General features: G+C 72.3%; 23 protein-coding genes and 1 pseudogene. 14 read left to right on the forward strand and 10 right to left on the reverse strand.

Annotated elements, in window-relative coordinates:
- Positions 1 to 594, reverse strand: coding sequence for a TetR/AcrR family transcriptional regulator (locus tag ACIO9J_RS31870; RefSeq protein WP_402007259.1), 594 nt, complete (start codon positions 592 to 594; stop codon positions 1 to 3).
- A 130-nt stretch (positions 595 to 724) separates the two neighbouring features.
- Here ACIO9J_RS31870 and ACIO9J_RS31875 point away from each other — a divergent pair, with 130 nt between their 5' ends.
- The 3 genes from ACIO9J_RS31875 to ACIO9J_RS31885 all read left to right on the forward strand — a co-directional run bounded on the left by ACIO9J_RS31875 (position 725) and on the right by ACIO9J_RS31885 (position 4267).
- Entirely contained in the window at positions 725 to 2944 is a 2220-nt protein-coding gene (locus tag ACIO9J_RS31875) for an NADP-dependent isocitrate dehydrogenase (protein ID WP_402007260.1), read from the forward strand.
- A gap of 271 nt (positions 2945 to 3215) precedes the next feature.
- Positions 3216 to 3551: a sensor histidine kinase gene (locus tag ACIO9J_RS31880; RefSeq protein WP_402007694.1), complete on the forward strand. Its 336-nt coding sequence runs from the start codon at positions 3216 to 3218 to the stop codon at positions 3549 to 3551.
- Positions 3548 to 4267: a response regulator gene (locus ACIO9J_RS31885; protein WP_402007262.1), complete on the forward strand. Its 720-nt coding sequence runs from the start codon at positions 3548 to 3550 to the stop codon at positions 4265 to 4267. Before ACIO9J_RS31880 ends, ACIO9J_RS31885 begins: the two co-directional genes overlap by 4 nt.
- Positions 4268 to 4276: 9 nt before the next feature.
- Here the strand turns inward: ACIO9J_RS31885 and ACIO9J_RS31890 are convergent, their stop codons facing one another.
- Positions 4277 to 5092, reverse strand: a complete 816-nt coding sequence (locus ACIO9J_RS31890; protein WP_402007264.1) for a LysR substrate-binding domain-containing protein — start codon at positions 5090 to 5092, stop codon at positions 4277 to 4279.
- A 57-nt stretch (positions 5093 to 5149) separates the two neighbouring features.
- Here ACIO9J_RS31890 and ACIO9J_RS31895 point away from each other — a divergent pair, with 57 nt between their 5' ends.
- Positions 5150 to 5548 (forward strand): DUF5997 family protein, encoded by a 399-nt coding sequence (locus ACIO9J_RS31895; RefSeq protein WP_402007266.1) that lies wholly within the window; start codon positions 5150 to 5152, stop codon positions 5546 to 5548.
- Here the strand turns inward: ACIO9J_RS31895 and ACIO9J_RS31900 are convergent.
- The 3 genes from ACIO9J_RS31900 to ACIO9J_RS31910 form a co-directional block, all read right to left on the reverse strand.
- A complete protein-coding gene (locus ACIO9J_RS31900; protein ID WP_402007268.1) occupies positions 5502 to 6539 on the reverse strand; it encodes a hypothetical protein in 1038 nt (345 codons plus the stop codon). The two genes, ACIO9J_RS31895 and ACIO9J_RS31900, sit on opposite strands and share 47 nt — an antisense overlap.
- Positions 6540 to 6673: 134 nt before the next feature.
- The gene (locus tag ACIO9J_RS31905; RefSeq protein WP_402007270.1) at positions 6674 to 7222 is read right to left on the reverse strand and encodes an FABP family protein; all 549 of its coding nucleotides are present in this window, start codon (positions 7220 to 7222) and stop codon (positions 6674 to 6676) included.
- Positions 7223 to 7281: 59 nt separating this feature from the next.
- Positions 7282 to 7917 carry a TetR/AcrR family transcriptional regulator gene (locus ACIO9J_RS31910; RefSeq protein ID WP_402007272.1) on the reverse strand — a complete coding sequence of 212 codons (636 nt, stop codon included), beginning with the start codon at positions 7915 to 7917 and terminating at the stop codon, positions 7282 to 7284.
- 70 nt (positions 7918 to 7987) lie between these two features.
- Here ACIO9J_RS31910 and ACIO9J_RS31915 point away from each other — a divergent pair, with 70 nt between their 5' ends.
- Positions 7988 to 8881, forward strand: coding sequence for an NADP-dependent oxidoreductase (locus tag ACIO9J_RS31915; RefSeq protein WP_402007274.1), 894 nt, complete (start codon positions 7988 to 7990; stop codon positions 8879 to 8881).
- 22 nt (positions 8882 to 8903) lie between these two features.
- On the opposite strand, the gene ACIO9J_RS31920 is transcribed toward ACIO9J_RS31915, so the two are convergent.
- Positions 8904 to 9596 (reverse strand): TetR/AcrR family transcriptional regulator, encoded by a 693-nt coding sequence (locus tag ACIO9J_RS31920; protein WP_402007276.1) that lies wholly within the window; start codon positions 9594 to 9596, stop codon positions 8904 to 8906.
- 53 nt (positions 9597 to 9649) lie between these two features.
- Between ACIO9J_RS31920 and ACIO9J_RS31925 the strand changes: the two genes are divergently transcribed.
- Positions 9650 to 10840, forward strand: coding sequence for an FAD-dependent oxidoreductase (locus ACIO9J_RS31925; RefSeq protein ID WP_402007278.1), 1191 nt, complete (start codon positions 9650 to 9652; stop codon positions 10838 to 10840).
- A 183-nt stretch (positions 10841 to 11023) separates the two neighbouring features.
- On the forward strand, positions 11024 to 11548 hold the full coding sequence (locus tag ACIO9J_RS31930; protein WP_402007280.1) for a hypothetical protein: 525 nt from the start codon (positions 11024 to 11026) through the stop codon (positions 11546 to 11548).
- A 42-nt stretch (positions 11549 to 11590) separates the two neighbouring features.
- Here the strand turns inward: ACIO9J_RS31930 and ACIO9J_RS31935 are convergent, their stop codons facing one another.
- Positions 11591 to 12277 carry a FadR/GntR family transcriptional regulator gene (locus ACIO9J_RS31935; RefSeq protein ID WP_402007282.1) on the reverse strand — a complete coding sequence of 229 codons (687 nt, stop codon included), beginning with the start codon at positions 12275 to 12277 and terminating at the stop codon, positions 11591 to 11593.
- Between the two features lie 59 nt (positions 12278 to 12336).
- Between ACIO9J_RS31935 and ACIO9J_RS31940 the strand changes: the two genes are divergently transcribed.
- The 7 genes and pseudogenes from ACIO9J_RS31940 (at position 12337) to ACIO9J_RS31970 (ending at position 19475) form a co-directional block, all read left to right on the forward strand.
- The gene (locus tag ACIO9J_RS31940) at positions 12337 to 13539 is read left to right on the forward strand and encodes an MFS transporter (RefSeq protein ID WP_402007284.1); all 1203 of its coding nucleotides are present in this window, start codon (positions 12337 to 12339) and stop codon (positions 13537 to 13539) included.
- Positions 13540 to 13799: 260 nt separating this feature from the next.
- Positions 13800 to 14374: pseudogene (locus tag ACIO9J_RS31945) on the forward strand (TetR/AcrR family transcriptional regulator).
- A gap of 121 nt (positions 14375 to 14495) precedes the next feature.
- A complete protein-coding gene (gene argC, locus ACIO9J_RS31950; protein ID WP_402007286.1) occupies positions 14496 to 15524 on the forward strand; it encodes an N-acetyl-gamma-glutamyl-phosphate reductase in 1029 nt (342 codons plus the stop codon).
- A gap of 88 nt (positions 15525 to 15612) precedes the next feature.
- Positions 15613 to 16767 (forward strand): bifunctional glutamate N-acetyltransferase/amino-acid acetyltransferase ArgJ, encoded by a 1155-nt coding sequence (gene argJ, locus ACIO9J_RS31955; RefSeq protein ID WP_402007288.1) that lies wholly within the window; start codon positions 15613 to 15615, stop codon positions 16765 to 16767.
- A complete protein-coding gene (gene argB / locus ACIO9J_RS31960; protein WP_402007290.1) occupies positions 16764 to 17720 on the forward strand; it encodes an acetylglutamate kinase in 957 nt (318 codons plus the stop codon). Before argJ ends, argB begins: the two co-directional genes overlap by 4 nt.
- Complete coding sequence (locus tag ACIO9J_RS31965; RefSeq protein ID WP_402007292.1) at positions 17717 to 18922, forward strand: acetylornithine transaminase; 1206 nt, start codon at positions 17717 to 17719, stop codon at positions 18920 to 18922. The genes argB and ACIO9J_RS31965 overlap by 4 nt, the downstream gene beginning before the upstream one ends.
- A gap of 7 nt (positions 18923 to 18929) precedes the next feature.
- Positions 18930 to 19475: an arginine repressor gene (locus ACIO9J_RS31970; protein WP_389720904.1), complete on the forward strand. Its 546-nt coding sequence runs from the start codon at positions 18930 to 18932 to the stop codon at positions 19473 to 19475.
- 51 nt (positions 19476 to 19526) lie between these two features.
- Here ACIO9J_RS31970 and ACIO9J_RS31975 read toward each other — a convergent pair whose 3' ends face one another.
- The 3 genes from ACIO9J_RS31975 to ACIO9J_RS31985 form a co-directional block, all read right to left on the reverse strand.
- The gene (locus tag ACIO9J_RS31975; RefSeq protein WP_402007294.1) at positions 19527 to 20516 is read right to left on the reverse strand and encodes a bile acid:sodium symporter family protein; all 990 of its coding nucleotides are present in this window, start codon (positions 20514 to 20516) and stop codon (positions 19527 to 19529) included.
- Between the two features lie 92 nt (positions 20517 to 20608).
- Positions 20609 to 21316 (reverse strand): L,D-transpeptidase, encoded by a 708-nt coding sequence (locus ACIO9J_RS31980; protein ID WP_402007296.1) that lies wholly within the window; start codon positions 21314 to 21316, stop codon positions 20609 to 20611.
- A 3-nt stretch (positions 21317 to 21319) separates the two neighbouring features.
- Positions 21320 to 21907, reverse strand: coding sequence for a pyridoxamine 5'-phosphate oxidase family protein (locus ACIO9J_RS31985; RefSeq protein WP_402007298.1), 588 nt, complete (start codon positions 21905 to 21907; stop codon positions 21320 to 21322).
- Positions 21908 to 22015 lie beyond the last annotated feature (108 nt).

Raw genomic sequence — 22015 nt, forward strand, 5'->3', positions numbered from 1 at the left:
TCACCGGCTCGCGTCCTCCGGTCCCAGATGCGCGTCGAGGGCGGCGGTGAGCAGCGGCCCGGGGTCGGCGGAGCCCGCCGCGAGCTGGAGGCTGCCCCAGCGCCAGAGCTGGGCGATGCCGTGCAGGTTCGCCCAGAGCGAGCCCGCGACGACCCGGGCCCCCGGGCCGCCGGAGCCGGTGCGTGCCTCGGCGACCAGGCCGACCAGCACGTCGAAGAGCGGCAGGCTCGTCTCGCGCAGGCCGAGCCCGTCGCTCTCCAGGAGGTCGTGGCGGAACATCAGCTCGAACATGCCGGTGTGCTCGGCGGCGAAGCCGAGATAGGCCCCGCCCAGCGCGTGGAGCTGGGCCCGCGGGCTCGCGGTGCCGTCGCCGACGGCCTTCGCCACCTCCGCCGCAAGCTGTGCGAAGCCGCGCCGGGCGATCGCCGAGAGCAGGGACACATGGGTCGGGAAATACCGGCGCGGCGCCCCGTGCGAGACGCCCGCCCCGCGGGCGATCTCGCGCAGCGTCAGGGCCTGCACTCCCCGGGCGGCGACGAGTTCGACGCCCACGTCCACCAGCCGGGCGCGCAGCCCGGCGTCCTGTTCGTTCATAGACACTGTCTACCGCACCGCGTAGACAGTGTCTACCTCGAACAAAGGTTTCAGGCCCCCTGTCCGTACGGGGGGAGGAAGGAGATATCTTGATGTCGAGCAATGTTGCAGACGCGGAGCGGAGCACCCGGTGACTGACTCGACCATCATCTACACCCACACTGACGAGGCCCCGGCCCTGGCGACCCATTCGTTCTTGCCGGTGGTCCAGGCCTACGCCTCGACGGCGGGTGTCAGCGTGGAGACCCGCGACATCTCGCTCGCGGGCCGCATCATCGCGAGCTTCCCCGAGCGCCTGGAGGAGGGCCAGCGGATCTCCGACGCCCTCGCCGAGCTCGGCGAGCTGGCGAAGACCCCCCAGGCCAACATCATCAAGCTGCCGAACATCTCGGCGTCGATCCCGCAGCTCAAGGCCGCCGTCGCCGAGCTGCAGGGCCAGGGCTACGCGCTCCCCGACTACCCGGACGACCCGAAGACCGACGAGGAGCGCGACATCCGCGCCCGCTACGACAAGGTCAAGGGCAGCGCCGTCAACCCGGTCCTGCGCGAGGGCAACTCCGACCGCCGCGCCCCCGCGTCGGTCAAGAACTACGCCAAGGCCCACCCGCACCGCATGGGCGCCTGGACGGCCGACTCCAAGACGAACGTCGCCACCATGGGCGCCGACGACTTCCGCTCCACCGAGAAGTCCGCGGTGATCTCCGAGGCCGGTTCGCTGCGCATCGAGCTCGCCGGTGAGGACGGCTCCACCACCGTCCTGCGCGAGTCCGTACCGGTCCTGGCCGGCGAGGTCGTCGACGCCTCCGTCATGCGCGTCGCCCAGCTGCGCGAGTTCCTCACCGCGCAGGTCGCCCGCGCCAAGGCCGACGGCGTGCTCTTCTCGGTGCACCTCAAGGCCACGATGATGAAGGTCTCCGACCCGATCGTCTTCGGCCACGTGGTCCGCGCCTTCTTCCCGAAGACCTTCGCCGCGTACGGCGAGACCCTGGCCGCCGCGGGGCTGACCCCGAACGACGGCCTCGGCGGCATCTACAAGGGCCTGGAGTCCCTCCCCGAGGGCGAGCAGATCAAGGCGTCCTTCGAGGCCGAGCTGGCCGAGGGCCCCGAGCTCGCCATGGTCGACTCCGACAAGGGCATCAGCAACCTGCACGTCCCGAGCGACGTCATCGTCGACGCCTCCATGCCGGCCATGATCCGCACCTCCGGCCACATGTGGGGCCCGGACGGCGACGAGCACGACACCCTCGCGGTCCTCCCCGACAGCAGCTACTCCGGCGTCTACCAGGTCGTCCTCGACGACTGCCGCGCCAACGGCGCCTACGACCCGTCGACCATGGGCTCGGTCCCGAACGTCGGTCTGATGGCGCAGAAGGCCGAGGAGTACGGCAGCCACGACAAGACCTTCGAGGTCGCCGCGGCCGGCACCGTCCGCGTCGTCGACGGCGCCGGGAACGTCGTCCTGGAGCAGTCCGTCGCCGCCGGTGACATCTTCCGCATGTGCCAGACCAAGGACCTGCCGATCCAGGACTGGGTCAAGCTCGCCGTCACGCGCGCCCGCGCCACCGGCAACCCGGCCGTGTTCTGGCTGGACGAGAACCGCGCGCACGACGCCGTGCTCATCGAGAAGGTCGCCGCCTACCTCGCCGAGCACGACACCGCCGGGCTCGACATCAAGATCATGTCGCCGGTCGAGGCCACCGCGTTCTCGCTCAAGCGCATCCGCCGCGGCGAGGACACCATCTCCGTCACCGGCAACGTCCTGCGTGACTACCTCACCGACCTGTTCCCGATCCTGGAGCTGGGCACCAGCGCCAAGATGCTCTCGGTGGTCCCGCTGATGAACGGTGGCGGCCTCTTCGAGACGGGCGCCGGCGGCTCCGCGCCCAAGCACGTGCAGCAGCTGGTCAAGGAGGACTACCTGCGCTGGGACAGCCTGGGTGAGTTCCTCGCCCTCGCGGTCAGCTTCGAGCACCTCGCCACCACCACGGGCAACGCCCGCGCCCAGGTGCTCGCCGACACGCTCGACCGCGCGACCGGCACGTTCCTGAACGAGAACAAGTCGCCGAGCCGCAAGCTCGGCGGCATCGACAACCGCGGCAGCCACTTCTACCTCTCCCTGTACTGGGCGCAGGAGCTGGCCAAGCAGACCGACGACGCGCAGCTCGCGGAGGCGTTCGCGGCCCTGGCCAAGACGCTGACCGAGCAGGAGCAGACCATCGTCGACGAGCTCGTCGCGGTGCAGGGCAACCCGGTCGACATCGGCGGCTACTACCAGCCCGACGCCGCCAAGGCCACGGCCGTCATGCGCCCGTCGGCCACGTTCAACCAGGCGCTGTCGATCCTGGGCTGAAGCCTCCGGGCCGATGCCTCCGTGCTGATGTCTTGAGCTGACGCACGGCGCACGCCGCCGCCCCGGCCGGATCCTCTCCGGCCGGGGCGGCGGCGTATCCGCGTACGGCGCCTCAGGCGTCCCGCGACCGCAGCACCAGCGCGCCCACCGCCAGCGAGCCCGCCGTGTACGCGCCGAGCACCCCGAGCCCGGCATCGAGCAGCTCGTCGACCTGGTCGACGAGGCGCGGGAGGCGTCCGGCGCGGCGCTGCGGCTCATCGTCGAGGGCGTGATGCGTCCGGTGGACCCGGGCGTCGAGCTCACCGCGTACCGCATCGTGCAGGAGGCCCTCACCAACACCCGCAGACACGCGCCCGGCGCCGCCGTCGACGTCGAACTCCGGTACACCGCCGATGCGTTGAGGCTGCGCGTGCGGGACAACGGGCCGAGCCCCGGCGCCGCGGCGGAGGACGGCACGGGGCATGGGCTGCTCGGCATGCGTGAGCGTGCCGCGACCGTCGGCGGCGTACTGCGCGCGGGGCCCGCGCGCGGCGGCGGCTTCCTGATCGAGGCGACCTTCCCGGCTCCGGCCCCGGCCCCGGCTCCGGCGGCAGCGGAGGCGGCATGAGCGGCACTCCGGGAGCCCCGGCGCCGGTACCGGTACCAGCCAGCGCGGCCGCGCCCCTGCGCATCGTCATCGCCGACGACCACGAGGTGGTCCGCTTCGGCTACGCGGGACTGCTCGCCACCCAGCCCGACTTCACGGTCGTCGGCACGGCGGCGGACGGCGCCGAGGCGGTCCGCGTCTGCCGCGAACTCCGCCCCGACCTGGTCCTGATGGACATCCGCATGCCGGTGATGGACGGCATCGAGGCGACCGGCCGGCTCGCGGACACGGACACCCGCGTCCTCATCCTCACCACCTTCGACCTCGACGAGCACGTGTACGACGCGTTGGGCGCGGGCGCCGCCGGGTTCCTGCTCAAGGACGTCACGGCGGAGCGACTCTTCGAGGCGGTGCGCGTGGTCGCCGCGGGCGACGGCCTTCTCGCCCCGACGGTCACCCGCCGCCTGATAGCCGAGTTCGCCCGCATCCGCCCCGCCAGACCGACGCCCTCCACCCCTCGTATCGACACCCTCACCCCACGCGAGACGGAGGTGCTCCGCCTGATCGCGGAGGGCCTCTCCAACCCGGAGACGGCGGCGCGACTGCACGTGAGCGAGGAAACGGTGAAGACCCACGTGAGCCGCATCCTGAACAAACTGACCCTGAGGGACCGCACCCAGGCGGTGATAGCGGCGTACGAGTCGGGCTTGGTGGTGCCGGGGGTGGGGGAGGGGTGAGGGGCCCCGCTAAGACCGCCGCCGCGGCTTCCCCCGCTTGGCCGGTGGCTTTCCGGACCCGGACTTGGTGCGTGCCGTGCCACCGCCTCGCGCCGGCTTGCCGGTGCCTGTCTTTCCCGAGCCCGAGCCCGAGCCCGACCTGCCCGTGCCCGGTTTCCGCTGTGCGCCGGCCTTCGCGTCCGCTTGCTTGCCCTTCGGCGCGGGCTGCTGCTGTGTACGGCCCCGTGTGCTGTTGACCGTGCGGCCGCGCACGATGCCGATGAAGTCCTCCACCAGGTCCGTCGTGGCGTCCTCCGGCCAGGACAGGGCGACGCGCGACTCCGGGGCGTCGTGGACCGGGCGGTAGGTGAGGTCCTTGCGGTGGTGCAGACGGGCCAGCGACTGCGGTACGACGAGGACGCCGACGCCCGCCGCCACCAGCTCCACGGCGTCCTCGGTCGTGGCGGGCCGCTCGTTCGCGGGCAGTCCGGGGCGCCGCTCCCACTCCAGGACGTCGTCGAGCGGATGGAACACGATCTCATCGGCGAGGTCGTCGAAGGACACCTCGTCCACCGCCGCCACGACGTGGTCCTTGGGGACGACCACCACGGTCGTCTCGGTGTAGAGGGGGATCGCGCTGAGCGCCGTACGGTCGATGGGCAGCCGGACGAATCCGGCGTCGGCCCCGCCCTCGCGCAGCACGTCGGGCGCCTGCGCGGCGGACACGGTGTGGAGCGTCAGCGGCACGTCGGACCGCCGCTCGTTCCAGATCCGCACCCATTTGGCGGGTGTCACCCCAGGGACGTAGGCGAGCCGGAACGAAGGGGATACATCCGAGCCTGTCACCTCGCCAGGCTACCCGGCGTGGTCGGGAGTAGCGCACACGCTCGATACCCTTGACCCATGACGTCGCACCAGACCACCCAGACCATGAAGCCCGCGACCGCGGCGAAGAAGCTGGGTGTGTACCTCCAGGCCACGCCCGCCGAGTTCCAGGAGGGCGTCGTCTCGCGCGGCGAGCTCGCCGCGCTGCAGGCCGACCCGCCCGAGTGGCTCCAGGAGCTGCGGCGCAACGGCCCGCACCCGCGCCCCGTCGTCGCGGCCAAGCTGGGCATCTCCATCGCGGGCCTCGCCCGCGGCGGAGTCACCGAGCCGCTCACCACGGACCAGATCGAGGCCCTCAAGGACGAGTTCCCCTCGTGGCTGCGCCAGGAGCGCGCCACCCAGTCCGAGGTCCGCAAGGAGACGGTCCGCATCAAGGAGAAGCACAAGGAGCAGCAGGACCGGGCGCAGGAGAAGTAGCACCGGGCCCAGGAGAAGTAGGCGGCGGGGGCGCATCGCCCGCGCCGCGCCGCTCGGGGCGTCCGCGCCCCGCACGGGCGCGGACGAGCTCCCGCAGCATCGCGGCCCCCGTCCCCACCGCCACCACGTGCAGCACCGCCGCGACCGCGAGGTTCTCCGGCAGGGCCGCGTCGGCGGGTTCCGCCAGGGCCAGGTAGAGGGTGAACGGCAGTTTCCACGCGCTCCAGGCGAAGAGCGCGCCGGAGCCGAGCCAGCACGGGACCAGCGGCACCCGGCGCGGCAGCCGGGCCGGGCGGCCCCGGACGAGAGCCCAGGTGGCGGCCGCGGCCAGCAGTGACCAGCCGCCGAGCACGCCCGTCAGGAGACGCCCCGTGAGGTCGCGCTCCGCCGGACGCGCGATGCCCGCCGTGCCGCCCGCGGCCCAGTAGAGCCAGACCGCCGCGATCGCGATGGCGGCGACTGCGGGCCACGGCGGTACGAGCAGCGGCCCGTGTCCGCCGTCACCGGTACGCCCCGTGAACACGCCGGGCCATCGGCGGCGCAGATACGCGGGCAGCGCGAGGGCGAGACCGATGCCCATGCCCACGAAGCCGATCTGGACGAGGACGGCCTCCCAGCCGGGCATCGAGGGGTCGTCGTCGGCGCCGCCCCGCGCCCCGCCCTCCGAGGGCAGCAGCGAGCCGAGTACGGCGTAGGGCAGGAGCGGCACGAGGAAGCCCGTTCCCACCCAGGCGCAGAAGGTCAGCGGACGGCCGGGCAGCCGCGCTCCCCAGGGTCGTACCAGCGCGAGCGCCACCGCGATCCCGGTCGCCGCCATACCGACGGTCACCGTGTTGAGGGCCACCCAGCCCGCCACGTCGAACCCGGCGCCGACCGGCGCGAGACCGAGCAGCGAGCCGAGCACCCACGACACCTTGATCACCAGATAGGGCGTCAGCGCCAGCGCGGCCCCGTACCCGCCGATCCGCCCGGCCCGCTCCCACAGATCCACTCGAACTCCCCTCGCACGGCGCGGAGTTCAAGCCTGTGTGCGGGCGGGCGGACGCGCATCCGCCGACGGGGCCGGCCGCCTCGCCCGCGCGGGGGAGGCGGCCGTCTCCGGGGCGTACGCCCGCACGTGCCCCGTCAGGCCCGCGGGGCGCGTCGCAGCCGGGCCGCGAGGTGGTGCTGCAGCGGCTGGCCGACCGCCGCGAGGTCGTGCGCGAAGTCGAGCGTGCCGGGGTCGGTGAGTGTGTAGCGGCGGCGGGTGGCGTCGACCTCCTTGGCCGTGGGGGTGCGGGCCACCTCGTGGGTGGCGAGCTCCACGGTGCCGTCCGCCGCGCGGCCGACGGCGATCTCCGCGATCCCGGTGGGCTGGGTGATCAGCGCCTCCACCCTGCCGTCCTGCTGGAGCCGCCACCAGCCGCTCTCCCGGGCGGACGGGCGTAGCGGCGCGCCGTCGGCGTCGAGCAACCAGGCCCGCGCCTCGTAGTGCAGGAAGGGGCGGCCGTCGTGGCTGAAGGTCACTTCCTGGGCGTACGTGAAGTCCGCGTCGAGCGTGGGGTATTCACCGCGGCCCTGCCCGTGCCAGGTGCCGAGGAGATCGAGTACGGGGGCCAGCAGCGGATGCGGCGCGGGGCCCTCGTCGGGGCGGTGGCCGTCGGGGAACGGGAGCCCGGGTACGGGGTCGAACATGCGTGGCGCTCCTGAAGTCGGGTCTGGGGTCCTTCCGGCGGATCTCCGCCAGAAGGACCCTAGGGCTGGGGGAGTTCCGGGACGCCGTCGTCTCTGCCGTCGACGGTGTTCGGTGCGGAGGCCGGGCGGACGACCTCCCAGGCCGCCTCGATCATCTCGAAGATCTCGTCCACCGCGGCGTCCGGATCGGCGGCGTCGCGGGCCAGCGAGTAGGCGTCGATCACGAACCGCGCGATCGCCCGGCAGGCCGTCGGGGCCGGTGCCAGGGCGGGGTCGGCGGCGATGGCCGCGGCCAGCGCGTCCGCGTGGCGCAGCCGCATCGATTCCTCGTACTCCCGCAGGGCACGGGACTCGTCGATCATGCGGTAGACCGGCGCGGCGCCGTCCACCGTGCAGTGCCGCACCATGGCGCGGATCTCCGTGCGCAGGGCCGGCACGAGCGGCTCGTGCGGTGCCAGGGCGGTGACCGCCTCGGTGAGGCGCTGCTCGAAGTTCTCGTCCTGCTCGAACACCAGGGCCTCTTTGGAGGTGAAGTGGGAGAAGAGCGTGGTGACGGCGACGTCGGCCTCGGCGGCCACGTCGCGGATGCCCACCGCGTCGTACCCCCGCTCCAGGAAGAGCCGCAGCGCGGTGTCGGCGATCTTCTGACGGGTCGCGGCCTTCTTGCGTTCACGGCGTCCGGTCGGGGCGGTCATGCCCGGATGCTAACAGGTGCAAATTCCTAACAGTTCTAAAAAGCTAACCGTTAGTGCTACGGTCGGCGGCATGAAGAAAGTGAGCTTCGCCGATTTCGGCGGCCCCGATGTCCTGCACCTCATAGACGCCGATGAGCCCCACGCGGGCCCCGGCCAGATCCGCATCGCGGTACGCGCCGCGGGCGTGAACCCCGTCGACTGGAGGCTCCGCGAGGGTCAGGTCCTCGGTGCCCATCCGATCGAGCTGCCCGCCGGGGTCGGCCTGGACGCCGCCGGCGTGGTGGACGAGGTCGGCGAGGGGGTCGAAGGGGTCGCGATCGGCGACCGCGTGTTCGGTGAGGGGGAGGACACCTACGCCGAGTTCGCCGTCCTCGGGGCCTGGGCCCTGATGCCCGAGGACCTGACGTTCGAGGAGGCGGCGGGATACCCCTCCGTGGTGGAGACCGCGCTGCGCGTCATCCGCGAGACCGGTGTGCGGCCCGGCCAGACGCTGCTGGTCAGCGGCGCGTCCGGGGGAGTGGGCTCGGCGGTCCTGCAGATCGCCCGCGAGCAAGGCATCAAGGTGATCGGGACGGCCGGCGCCGCGAACCAGGACTATCTGCGCGGCCTGGGCGCCCTCGCCACGACGTACGGGGACGGCTGGGTCGAGCGGGTCCGGCGGCTCGGCACCGTCGACGCGGCGCTCGACGTGGCCGGTTCGGGAGTGATCCGCGAACTCGTCGAGCTGACGGGGGATCCGCGGAAGGTGATCAGCACCGCCGACCTCGGCGCTCCGGACCTGGGCGTCCGGTTCTCCGGCGTCGCCGGGAGCGTGCCGGACGCGCTCGCCGAGGCCGTCGACCTCATCTCACGGGGCAGGCTCCACATCCCGGTCGAGAAGACGTACGCGCTCGCCGACGCCGCGGCGGCGCACGTCGACAGTCAGGCGGGTCACACGCGCGGGCGGCGGGTCATCCTCGTCTGATCCGGGCGGCGGGGCACGGGCGTCACTTCGGCGGCGGCGCGAGTCTGGCGGCCACGCCGTCGAGGACCCAGTCGAGGCCGGTCGCGAAGGAGGTCTCGGCGTCCGTGTCCGTGCCGTCGTACACCGCCTTGGACAGCGCGGGGAAGCGGCCCGTGGCCAGCATCCTCGTCAGGTGCGGCCCTTGTTCGCGCTGCCAGTCGCGCTCGGACAGGCCCGTGGCGCGCTCGGCCCGCAGGTTCGTGATCTCGCGCCTGATCGCCCCGTTGTAGTACGCGCTGACCGTCTCCACGGCGCGCATGACGGTGTCGACGTCGGCGAGTCCGTCGAGGGCGGACAGCGTGGACTCGGCCACGGCGAGGCCGTTCGGGCCCAGGGTCGGGCGGCCGCCGAGCAGGTCGGCCAGCCATTCGTGGCGCAGGACGGTCCGCCGGGTGCGGTGGGCGAGGGTGCTCAGCGCGTCCCGCCAGTCGCCGGGCCGCTCCACGGGGAGGATCTCGGCCTGGACCTCGTCCACCATGAGGTCGAACAGGTCCTCCTTGGTGGAGATGTATCCGTAGAGCCGCATCGGGCCGACCTCGAGGCGGGCGGCCACCTTGCGCAGCGACACCGCGTCGAGTCCCCCCTCGTCGGCGAGCGCGACGGCGGCGGCGACGATCCGCTCCCGGTCGAGCGGCACGGGTCGGTTCGGCGGCTCCGGGCGATCCCACACAGTCATGACCACACCGTACTCTTGCGATGCGGTGTCTCATCTCAATACAGTGTATCGATATGAGACACCGCATCGCCGTGGTCGGGAGCGGCCCCGGAGGCCTGGCCTTCGCCCGAGTCCTGCACCGTCATGGCCACCCCGTCACCGTCCTCGAACGCGATCCCGCCCCCGACACCCGTCCGCCGGGCGGCACGCTCGACCTGCACGAAGGGCTCGGCCAGCGCGCCCTGGACAAGGCCGGGCTCGTCGCGGAGTTCGACGCGCTGTCCCGTCCGGAGGGCCAGGCCATGCGCATCCTCGACACCGAAGGCGCCGTGCTGCGGGACTGGCGGCCGCGCCCCGACGAGCGGGTCAACCCCGAGATCGACCGCGGACAGCTCCGTGACCTGCTGCTCGGCCCGCTCGACGTCCGGTGGGGGCGGGCGGTGACGCGGGTGGTCCCGGCGGCCGGGGATGGCGTGCGAGTGCACTGCGCGGACGGGCGGGAGGAGGCGTACGACCTCGTGGTCGGCGCGGACGGCGCGTGGTCCCGGGTCCGCGCCGCCGTCTCACCCGTGACGCCGCACTACACCGGCGTCACCGCGGTCGAGACCTCCCTGGAGGACGTCGACACCCGCCACCCCGAGCTCGCCCGGCTGATCGGCGACGGATCCGTCGCCGTGTACGGCGCGCACCGGGCGCTCGTCGCGCAGCGCAACAGCGGCGGGCACGTCAAGGTGTACGCCCAGTTCCGCGCGCCGCTGGACTGGCACACGGAAGCGGGGCTCGACCTGGCCGACCCCGAGGCCGTACGAGCGGGCCTGCTGGCTCTGTTCGACGGCTGGGCCGCCCCCGTCCTCGACCTCCTCCGCCACGGTACGGCGTTCGTCCACCGCCCCCTCCACGTCCTGCCCGTGTCCCACACCTGGCCCCATGTCCCCGGGGTGACGCTGCTGGGTGACGCCGCCCATCTGATGCCCCCGCTGGGGGCGGGCGCGAACCTCGCGATGCTGGAGGGCGCGGAACTCGCCGAGGCGATCGCCACGGGTCCTGGGAGCCTGGAAGGGGTCGGTGCCACCGGCCCCGGGAGCCTGAACAAGACCGTCGCCACCGGCCCCGGAAGCCTCGACGAGGTCGTCCGCGCCCACGAGGAACGGATGTGGGTCAGGGCCGGCAGGTGGGCGCGGATCACGACGGCGGGCCTGGAGCGCCTCGTGGGCCCGGACCCGGCCACGGCCCTCGCCCTCTTCGACGAGGTACAGCCGTCCTGACCGCTATGAGCGGCCGCGCCCACCCCACTCCTAGCCCTCGGACGGACGCCCCTGGGTGAGTACGCCCAAGTGGCCCCACAGGACCTGCCGATGGCGGGGTCCGGCCTTTGGGTGGTGGTAGGTGCGGTGTCTCTGGGGCCAGGAACGTCTCCGGCCGTGCCCGGAAACGAGGCCCTGTCTCCCATGCGCGTCATACCCGCCGTCGCCCTCGCCTGTCTGACCACCGCCAGCGCCCTGAGCGTCGCCGTACCGATGGCGGTCGCCGGTGACCAGCCGACGTTCTCCGCCACGCCGAACCCGGCCAAGCCCGGTGACTCGGTGATCCTCTCCGTGTCCGGCGGCTGCGAGGCCGATTCCGCCACCGCGTCCTCCGACGCGTTCGAGGGCGACGTCACCCTGTCGACCGGCTCGGCCGGCATCTACACCGGCACCGCCAAGATCAGCTCCACCGTCCGGTCCGGCGACCACGAGGTCCGGGTCGACTGCGAGGGCGGTGTCTCCGCCTACCAGCTCACCGTCTCCGCCGGCTCGACGACGCCGACGCCGATGCCGACCATGCCCAACCCGCTGCCGGACCGGGGCGTGCACGCCGGGACCGGCGGCTCCCACTCCGGGCTCGACCCCGCCCACTTGGCGGGAGGCGCGGGCCTCGTCGTGGCCGCGGCCGGATACGCCGTCTACAAGATGCGCCGCCCGCGCGAGGAGTAGGACGCGTTAGGGGAGGGTGCGGCGCCCCCGACGCCCGACTGCTCAGCTCGTGGAGCTGTGCCATTCGGCCGTGGCGTCGATGTTGGATCCGGCCTGGCGGGCAGCCTCGGCCGGGTCCTGGTCGCGCAGGGCGGTCAGGAGGTCTTCGTGGCCCGCGGGGTCGGCGCCGTCGAATCCGGGGCGGTCCCAGAATTCGGCCATCGACGTGCGCAGCGGTTCGGTGAGGTTGCGGTAGAGCTCGGCGAGCAGCGTGTTGCCCGACGCGTCGACGACGCGGGTGTGGAAGTCCCAGTCGGCGCCGACCCACCCTTCGAAGTCCCGCGCCTCCCAGGCCGCGGCGCGGCGGCCCAGCGCCTCCGCCAGCGCGGCGAGGTCCTCGTCGGTGGCGCGGGTGGCCGCGAGAAAGGCGGCTTTTCCTTCGAGGGCGGCGCGGACGTCGAAGAGTTCGGTGGCGGCCCGGTCGGCGTAGAGGCGCTGGACGGCGCCGGAGAGTTCGCTGGCCGCCCGCACGTAGGTGCCGTCGCCCTGGCGGACTTCCAGGAGACCGGCGTGGGCGAGGGCGCGGACGGCTTCGCGGACCGTGCCCCGGGCCACGCCGAGCTGGCGCATCAGCTCGGGTTCGGGCGGGATGCGGCCGCCCACGGGCCAGGCGCCTTCGGTGATCTGCCGACGGAGCGTGCTGAGCACCTCGGCGGCCAGGGTGGGGCGACGTACCGGGTCCAGACTCATGCCGTCATCGTACAGCCGATGATTTGACCTTTAAACGTCAGACGTCTTACGTTTGATGTATGGCGTACTCCACCATGACCCCCAGCAGGCCGATGGGCCGCACCCGCGCCGCCTGGCTCGCCGGCGCCGGTGTGGTGCTCATCGCGCTCAACCTCCGCCTCGGCATCAGCAGCGCATCCGCGCTGCTCGACGCCCTGCGGACCGACCTCGGATTCGGTGCGACGGCCGCCGCCGTGCTGCCCGCCCTGCCGACCCTGAGCTTCGCCGCCGCCGGATTCTTCACCGGTCGCATCGCGGGCAGGATCGGTGCCGAGCGGACCGTGCTGCTCGCGCTCGCGGCCCTCACGGCGGGGCTCGCCCTCCGTGGCATCGCCGCCGCCTGGGCGCTGCTCGGCGGAACCGTCCTTGCCATGTCCGGCCTCGCGCTGTGCAACGTCCTGCTGCCGACCCTGCTGCGGGCCCACTTCCCGGCCAAGGTCGCGCTGTTCACGGGCGTGTACACGACCGTGATGGCGCTCGGCTCGACGCTGGGCGCCGCGGTGGCCGTGCCACTGGCCGAGTGGGCGGGCTCGCCCTCGCTGGGCCTTGCGGTGTGGGCGCTGCCCGGCCTGCTCGCCGCGCTGGTGTGGGCGTTCGTCCGGGCGCCCGAGGCCGGGACCGTGTCCTCCGCGGACTCCGCCGGGGCGTACGTGTCGCCGTGGGCGATGGCGCGCACTCGGCTCGGGGCCCTGGTGACCGGGTACTTCGCGCTCCAGGCGCTGAACTGCTACGCGGTCATCGGCTGGCTGCCCATGATGCTGTCCGATCAGGGCATGTCGAGCGGCGGCGCGGGCAGCGTCCTCGCGGTGTCCCAGGCCGTCGGGATCCCGGGCACCTTCCTGGTGCTGGCCTTCGCCCGCGCGCCGCACCGGCTGCGGCCCGCCTTCGCGGCGATCTCCGTGGCGATGCTGGCCGGACTGACCGGACTGCTGATCGCCCCGGTGGCCCTGCCGGTCGTCTGGGCCGTCCTTCTCGGTCTCGGACTGTGCTCGTTCCCGCTGGTCCTTGCCGTGATCGGCAACAGCGGGAGCAGCCCCGCCGAGACCACGGCGCTCTCCAGCCTGTCGCAGTCACTCGGCTATCTGGTCGCCGCGCTCGGACCGTTCGCCGTAGGCCTGCTGCGCAGTGCCACCGGCGGCTGGACGATGCCGGTGGCGGCGCTGCTCGTGACGGCTGCCGCGCAGCTCGCCGCCGGGATGGCCCTGTCCGCCCAGCGACGCTGACACGGCCGTCGTCGCGGTGGGCGTGACTGAGCACTCCAGTTGGCGACTCGGCGGTGCGGCGCCGGGTCTCCGCGAGATGGACGTTGACGTAGTTGACGAGGGTCAGCGGGTCCTGGGGATCGCCGGCCGCAAAGCTGATGCGGCGCAGGAGGCTGACTCCGTCGAGTGCGATGCCCTCACGGGCGAGGGCGAAGACGAGGGGGAGGAACGCGGACCGGGCGTTGCCGTCGTCGAAGGGATCTCGCTTCTAAGGTCGCCTCATGAGCAGCCCCCAGGCCGGTCCCCTGTCGTCGCCGACCACGCATGCCGACCGCCGGACCGCGGTTCTGGATTCCGCTCTGGCCACGTTCGCGCGGTTCGGCTACCGGAAGACCTCGATGGAGGAGGTGGCGCGGGCGGCACGCATCTCCCGCCCCGGGCTCTACTTCCTGTTCTCCTCCAAGGAGGCTCTGTTCCGTGCCGCCGTGACCCAGGCTCTGGAGCGCGACATCGCGGCGGTCGAACAGGTCCTGGCCGATGTCGTCCGCCCTCCTCCGCAACGCCTGGTCGAAGCCTTCGACCGTTGGGCGGGCCGCTACGTCGGCCCACTGGCGCGCGAGGTCGCGGTGGTCGTCGAGGACAACCACGACCTCCTCGGAGGGATCGCGCGGAGAGCGCTCCGCGACGTTTCGAGGAACTGCTCACGGACGCGATCGCCGTCGAGTCGGGACGAGAGGCGGCCATTCCCGTCGCGCAGACGATGATCGGCACCTCGATCGGCCTCAAGCACCAGGCCGCATCGCGGGAGTTCTACCGCGAACGCCTGACGGTCGCCATCGAACTCCTGGCGCCCTGAAGGCACGCGTCGAAAACCGCTCGGGCGACGCTCGGTCACACGGGCGTCACCGGGCCCCCCGATCCTCATTGCATAAAACTGCGGCGAAACGTATAGTCATGCCATCCAAGAGGAGGGTTCCATGGCGGTACGCGCAGCAGTGGCAGGGGCTAGTGGGTATGCGGGCGGCGAGCTGCTGCGTCTGCTGCTCGTGCACCCCGAGGTGGAGATCGGCGCACTGACCGGCAACGCGAACGCGGGCCAGCGCCTGGGCGCGCTCCAGCCGCATCTGTTCCCGCTCGCCGACCGCGTCCTGGAGCCCACCACCGAAGAGGTGCTCGCCGGGCACGACGTCGTCTTCCTCGCGCTGCCCCACGGGCAGTCCGCCGCCGTCGCCGAGCGGCTCGGGCCCGATGTGCTCGTGGTCGACATGGGCGCCGACTTCCGGCTGGCGGACGCGGCGGACTGGGAGAAGTTCTACGGCAGCCCGCACGCGGGCACCTGGCCCTACGGGCTGCCCGAGCTGCCGGGCGGCCGCGCGGCGCTGGCGGGGTCCAAGCGCGTCGCCGTGCCCGGGTGCTACCCCACCGCCGTGTCGCTCGCGCTCTTCCCGGCGTACGCGGCGGACCTCGTCGAGCCCGAAGCGGTGATCGTCGCCGCGTCCGGCACGTCCGGCGCGGGCAAGGCGGCCAAGCCGCATCTGCTCGGCTCGGAGGTCATGGGCTCCATGTCGCCGTACGGCGTGGGCGGCGGCCACCGGCACACCCCGGAGATGATCCAGAACCTGAGCGTCGCCGCGGGCACCCCCGTCACCGTCTCCTTCACCCCGACGCTGGCCCCGATGCCGCGCGGCATCCTCGCCACGTGCAGCGCCAAGGCCAAGGCGGGCGTCACCGCCGAGTCCGTACGCCAGACGTACGAGAAGGCCTTCGCGGACGAGCCGTTCGTGCGCCTGCTCCCCGAGGGGCAGTGGCCCGCGACCGCCGCGGTGTACGGCTCGAACGCCGTGCAGATCCAGGTCGCGTACGACGAGGCGGCGGGGCGCGTCGTGGTGATCAGCGCCATCGACAACCTCGCCAAGGGCACCGCGGGCGCCGCGGTGCAGAGCATGAACATCGCCCTCGGGCTTTCCGAGGACACCGGACTTTCCACGATCGGAGTGGCTCCGTGAGCGACGCACGCGCGACCGCCGGGCCGCGGACAACAGCGAAAGCCGCGCGGCCGTGCCGCGTGGGCGGAGAAGCGAACGAGGAGATGCAGTGAGCGTCACGGCAGCGCAAGGGTTCCTGGCGGCGGGCATCGCCGCGGGGATCAAGCAGAACGGCAACCCGGACCTGGCCCTCGTGGTCAACGAAGGGCCCCGCCTGGCCGCCGCGGGCGTCTTCACCTCCAACCGCGTCAAGGCCGCCCCCGTCCTCTGGTCGGAGCAGGTGCTCAAGGGCGGCGTCGTCTCCGCCGTCATCCTCAACTCCGGTGGCGCCAACGCCTGTACGGGACCGCGGGGCTTCCAGGACACGCACGCCACCGCCGAGAAGGTCGCCGAGGTGCTCGACGGCGTGAACGCGGGCGAGGTCGCCGTCGCGTCCACCGGACTCATCGGCGTCACGCTCCCCATGGACAAGCTGCTGCCCGGTGTGGACAAGGCCGCGGGCGAACTGTCCGCGCACGGCGGCGAGAAGGCCGCCATCGCCATCAAGACCACCGACAGCGTGCACAAGACGTCCGTCGTCACCAAGGACGGCTGGACCGTCGGCGGCATGGCCAAGGGCGCGGGCATGCTCGCCCCGGGCCTCGCCACCATGCTCGTCGTGCTCACCACCGACGCCGACCTGGAATCCGCCGTCCTGGACCGGGCGCTGCGGGACGCCACCCGGGTCACCTTCGACCGCGTCGACTCCGACGGCTGCATGTCGACCAACGACACGGTCCTGCTGCTCGCCTCCGGCGCCTCCCAGGTCGCCCCGGAGTACGCCGAGTTCGCCGCCGCCGTACGCGAGGTCTGCGACGACCTCGGCCGGCAGTTGATCGGCGACGCCGAGGGCGCGAGCAAGGACATCAAGGTCGAGGTCGTCAACGCCGCGAGCGAGGCCGACGCCGTCGAGGTCGGCCGGTCCATCGCCCGCAACAACCTCCTCAAGTGCGCGCTGCACGGCGAGGACCCCAACTGGGGCCGGGTGCTCTCCGCGATCGGCACCACCTCCGCCGCCTTCGACCCGAACCAGCTCAACGTCGCCATCAACGGCGTCTGGGTCTGCAAGAACGGCAGCGTGGGCGAGGACCGCGACCTCGTCGACATGCGCTACCGGGAGGTCGTCATCACCGCCGACCTGGCGGCCGGTGCCGAGACCGCGACGATCTGGACCAACGACCTCACCGCCGACTACGTCCACGAGAACAGCGCGTACAGCTCATGAGCACTCCCACCGCGCGCAAGCACACCGCGCTGCCCAAGGCGCAGACCCTCATCGAGGCGTTGCCCTGGCTCACCCGGCACCGCGGCAAGACCGTCGTCATCAAGTTCGGCGGCAACGCCATGGTCGACGAGGAGCTGAAGGCCGCCTTCGCGCAGGACGTCGTCTTCCTGCACCACGCGGGCCTCAGGCCCGTCGTCGTGCACGGCGGCGGACCGCAGATCAGCAAGGCACTCGACCGGCACGGCATCGTCAGCGAGTTCAAGGCGGGCCTGCGCGTCACCACCGAGGACGCCATGGACGTCGTACGGATGGTCCTCGCGGGACAGGTGCAGCGCGAGCTCGTCGGCCTGCTCAACCAGCACGGACCGCTCGCCGTCGGCCTCACCGGCGAGGACGCGCACACCATCACCGCCACCAAGCACCAGCCCCGCATCGAGGGCGAACTGGTCGACATCGGCCGGGTCGGCCAGATCACCGAGATCGACACCGGCGCCATCGAGGCACTGCTCGCCGACGGCCGCATCCCGGTGGTCTCCTCTATCGCCCGCTCCCAGGACGACGGACATGTCTACAACGTCAATGCTGATACGGCGGCTGCGGCACTCGCTGCGGCGCTTGATGCCGAAACCCTGATGGTCCTCACCGACGTCGAGGGCCTCTACGAGGACTGGCCGCACAGCGACGAGGTGATCAGCCGCCTCACCGCCACCGAACTGGAGAAGCTCCTGCCCGAGCTGGCCAGCGGCATGGTCCCGAAGATGGAGGGCTGTCTGCACGCCGTGCGCAACGGCGTCGAGACCGCCCGCGTGATCGACGGCCGGGTCCAGCACTCGATCCTGCTGGAGATCTTCACCGACGAAGGAATCGGCACGATGGTCGTGCCCGACGAGAAGTCCGACAAGAAGCCCGACGAGAAGTCCGGCGAGAAGTCCGCCAAGAAGGGGGAGTCATGAGCAACCAGGAGCTGACCGCGCGCTGGCAGGGCGCGCTCATGGACAACTACGGCACGCCGAGGCTCCCCCTGGTGCGCGGCGCGGGCAGCAAGCTGTGGGACGCCGACGGCAAGGAGTACACCGACTTCGTCGGCGGCATCGCGGTCAACGCCCTCGGGCACGGCCATCCGGCGATCGTCGAGGCGGTGAGCACGCAGATCGGCGCGCTCGGCCACGTCTCGAACCTGTTCGTCGCCGAGCCGCCCGTCGCGCTCGCCGAACGGCTGCTCCAGCTCTTCGGGCGGCAGGGCCGGGTGTACTTCTGCAACTCCGGCGCCGAGGCCAACGAGGGCGCCTTCAAGATCGGCCGGCTGACCGGGCGTACGCACATGGTCGCGACCCGGGGCGGCTTCCACGGCCGGACCATGGGCGCGCTCGCGCTCACCGGACAGCCCGGCAAGCAGACCCCGTTCCTGCCGCTGCCCGGTGACGTCACGCATGTGGCGTACGGCGACGTCGAGGCCCTGCGCGCCGCGGTCACCACCGACACCGCGCTCGTGATCATCGAGCCGATCCAGGGCGAGAACGGCGTCGTCGTACCGCCCCCCGGCTACCTCAAGGTGGCCAGGGAGATCACCGCGGCCACCGGCACGCTGCTCGTCCTCGACGAGGTGCAGACCGGAATCGGCCGTACCGGCCACTGGTTCGAGCACCTCGCCCACGAAGGCGTCGAGCCCGACGTCGTCACGCTCGCGAAGGGCCTCGGCGGCGGTCTGCCGCTCGGCGCGACCGTCGCCTTCGGCGCGGCGGCCGAACTCTTCAAGCCCGGCCACCACGGCACGACGTTCGGCGGAAACCCCGTCGCGTGCGCCGCGGGACTCGCCGTCATCGACACCGTCGAGGCAGAGGGGCTCCTGGAGAACACCAAGCGGGCGGGCGAAAAGCTGCGCGACGGAATCGAGTCACTCGGACACCCGCTCGTGGGCCATGTAAGGGGCTCGGGCCTGCTGCTGGGTATCGTGCTCACCGAGCCGCTCGCGCCACGGGCGCAGCAGGCGGCTCAGGACGCCGGCTTCCTGGTGAACGCGCCCGCCCCCGATGTCGTACGGCTGATGCCCCCGCTGAACGTGCGCGACGACGAGGTGGACTCGTTCCTCCGGGCCCTGCCCGGCATCCTGGACAAGGCTCTTGAAGCCGACGGGGACGGACGATCCGGAGAATGAGACGACGATGAGCCAGGCGCAAGGCAACGAGCACGGCGACCACGCGGGTCCCGCCGTGCCGCAGACCCGCACCGCACGCCACCGCCGGATCGTGGACATCCTCAACCGGCAGCCGGTCCGCTCCCAGAGCCAGCTGGCGAAGCTGCTCGCCGACGACGGTCTGACCGTCACCCAGGCGACGCTCTCCAGGGACCTGGACGAGCTGAACGCGGTGAAGATCCGCAACACCGAGGGCGACCTCATCTACGCGGTGCCGAGCGAGGGCGGATTCCGCACCCCGCGCGCGCCGCTCGGTGAGTCGGCCAAGGAGGAGCGGATGCGGCGTCTCTCCGCGGAGCTGCTGATCTCCGCGGAGGCCTCGGCGAATCTCGTGGTCCTGCGTACGCCGCCGGGTGCGGCGCAGTTCCTCGCGTCGGCCATCGACCAGGCCGAGCTGCACGACATCCTCGGGACGATCGCGGGCGACGACACGCTGATGCTCATCAGCCGGGAGGCCACGGGGGGTCAGGCGCTGGCCGACCATCTGCTGCGCCTGGCTTCCAACGAACATTGACGAGTTTCGGCGCCGGGGTGCTGTCCATCACCGGCTTCGCCGAGTTCGTCCTCAAACGCCGGACGGGCTGGAATTCCGCCGCGCCATCCACGCCGCCACCAACGCCCCCGACACGTTGTGCCACACCGAGAACACCGCCGAAGGCAGCGCGGCGAGCGGGCTGAAGTGGGCCGTGGCGAGGGACGCCGCGAGGCCCGAGTTCTGCATGCCCACCTCGAACGCCATCGCCCGCGACGCGGGCGGGCCGAGGCGGGCCAGCTTGCCCGCGCCGTAGCCGAGCGCGAGGCCGAGGCCGTTGTGCAGGAACACCGCGAGGAACACCAGCGCCGCGGCCGACTTGATGGCCGTGGCGCTGCCCGCGACCACGATCGCCACGATCGCGGCGATGGTCAGCGCGGACAGCCACGGCAGCGCGCCGAGCACCCGGTCGACGTAACGGCCGAAGAGGAAGCGCACCACCAGCCCCGCGAGCACCGGGAGCAGCACGGTCTTGAGGATGTCCGTGACCATCGAGCCCGCGTCCACGGGCAGGTACTCGCCCGCGAGCAGCAGCGTGAGCGGCGGGGTGATCAGCGGCGCGAGGACGGTCGAGACAGTGGCCACGGAGACGGAGAGCGCCACGTCGCCGCGGGCCAGATAGGTCACCACGTTGGACGCGGTGCCGCTCGGCGCGCAGCCCACCAGGATCACTCCGGCCGCCAACTGCGGGGAGAGGCCGAGCGCGTGGGCGATCAGCCAGCCGAGGCCCGGCATGATCACGTAGTGCGCGACGAGCCCGAGCGCGACGGCCCAGGGCCGCTTCACCACGCCCTGGAAGTCCAGCGGGGTCATGGTCAGACCCATGCAGAACATCACCACGCCCAGCAGGTAGGGGACGTTGGTGCCCCAGCCCTCGAAGGCGCCGGGCACCAGGAGGCCGAGCGCGCCCGCGGCGAGGACGAGGACGGGGAAGACGGTGACGGCGCGGCGGGCCGCCTTGTCGGCGGTGCCGTCGTCGCCGGCCGCGCCGTCGGAGCTGGGGATCGTCTGTTCGGGTTGCACGGCGCGATGCAACGCCCCGGCCACGCGCGCGTGCAACCCCGTCTCGGTATGTGGTCGCTACACACAGCGGTCGTCGAGGGGCGAGGACCGGGTCAGTAGCGCGTCAGCGCGGTCCGCCCCGACGTCGTCCCGATGGCGATGTGCGGCCGCCGCTCGGGCTCGGCCCAGCGCAGGATCCGCCGCATCGCGTCGCGCGCCACGGAGACGCAACCTGCCGTCGCCCCGCGCCCGTTGACGTGCAGGAAGATGCCCGCGCCGCGTCCGCGCACCGGCCGGTCGTAGTTGAAGCCGATCACCAGCGCGTGCGCGTACTGCGGGTCGTAGGCGCTCAGGTGTTCCGACTCGGCGGCGCGGCAGTCGGCGGCGCGCGGCTGGCTCCAGCGGTTGTAGGAGCGCGACCGGTTGTCCTGGCACCACCAGGAGTCCGGGGTGACCGCGCGGTACGGGTAGCCGGTGCCGACGGGCCGTTGCGCGATGCCGAAGGCGTAGGGGAGTCCGTACAGGCCCGTCGGCGTCGTATTGGTCCCCTGCTTGCGCGCGCCGCCCTCCACCAGTCCCTTGGCGCCGAACCGCGCGGGCGCCGAACCGGCCGCGACCCAGCGTCCGCCGCGCAGGTCCCACCAGGTGACGGTGCCCCGGGTGGCGTCGGGGCGCGCGGCCTCTGCGGTGACGAGCTGGCTGCCGCCGCCCGTGTCGGCCATCCGCGCGGGCAGCGGTGCCGCCGCGTCGGCTCCGGCGGGGGCGGCGCCCAGTACGGAGAGGGCGGCTGCGGAGGCGAGGGCGGCGGCTCGTAGGCGCATGGCTCAGACGGTACTGGGAGGCAGCGGAAGCGGCAGTCCGGGCAGCCCGTCGATGCTCTGTGCGATCCACTCCTTCTTGGTGAAGTAGGCGTTCAGCGACGCGTCGTCCTCGCGCGCGAACCGCTTGCCGTGCAGATCGCGGTCCTCGTCGTACGACATGAAGGGCACCGCGTATCCGCAGGTGTCACGGATGAGTTCGGCCGTCACGACGATGATGGCGCGCAGCCCGTGCGGGGTCGGGTCGATGCCGGGGAAGCGGCCGAGCAGTTCCCCGAAGCGAGGGTCGTCACGGAAGACGGGCTCGCCGCGGCCGTGCACCCGGACGATGTTCGGCGGGCCCTGGAACGCGCACCACATCACCGTGATGCGGCCGTTCTCGCGCAGGTGCGCGATCGTCTCCGCGTTGCTGCCCGCGAAGTCGAGGTACGCGACGGTCTGTTCGTCGAGTACGGCGAAGGAGCCCTTGAGGCCCTTGGGGGAGAGGTTGATCGTGCCGTCGTCGGAGAGCGGGGCGGTGGCGGTGAAGAACATCGGCTGCTCTTCGATGAAGGTACGGAGGCGGCCGTCTATGCGCGTGTAAGTCTTTCCCATGCCTAATGATTATTCACGCTAACTCTTCGCCTGTCTAACGACTTCGCCGGTCGTTCGCGGTGCGGGATGCGGGTGTCGGGTGGGGCGTGGATGGCAGGAAAGGCGGGG

The sequence above is a fragment of the Streptomyces sp. NPDC087300 genome, from assembly GCF_044744425.1.
Taxonomy (GTDB): domain Bacteria; phylum Actinomycetota; class Actinomycetes; order Streptomycetales; family Streptomycetaceae; genus Streptomyces.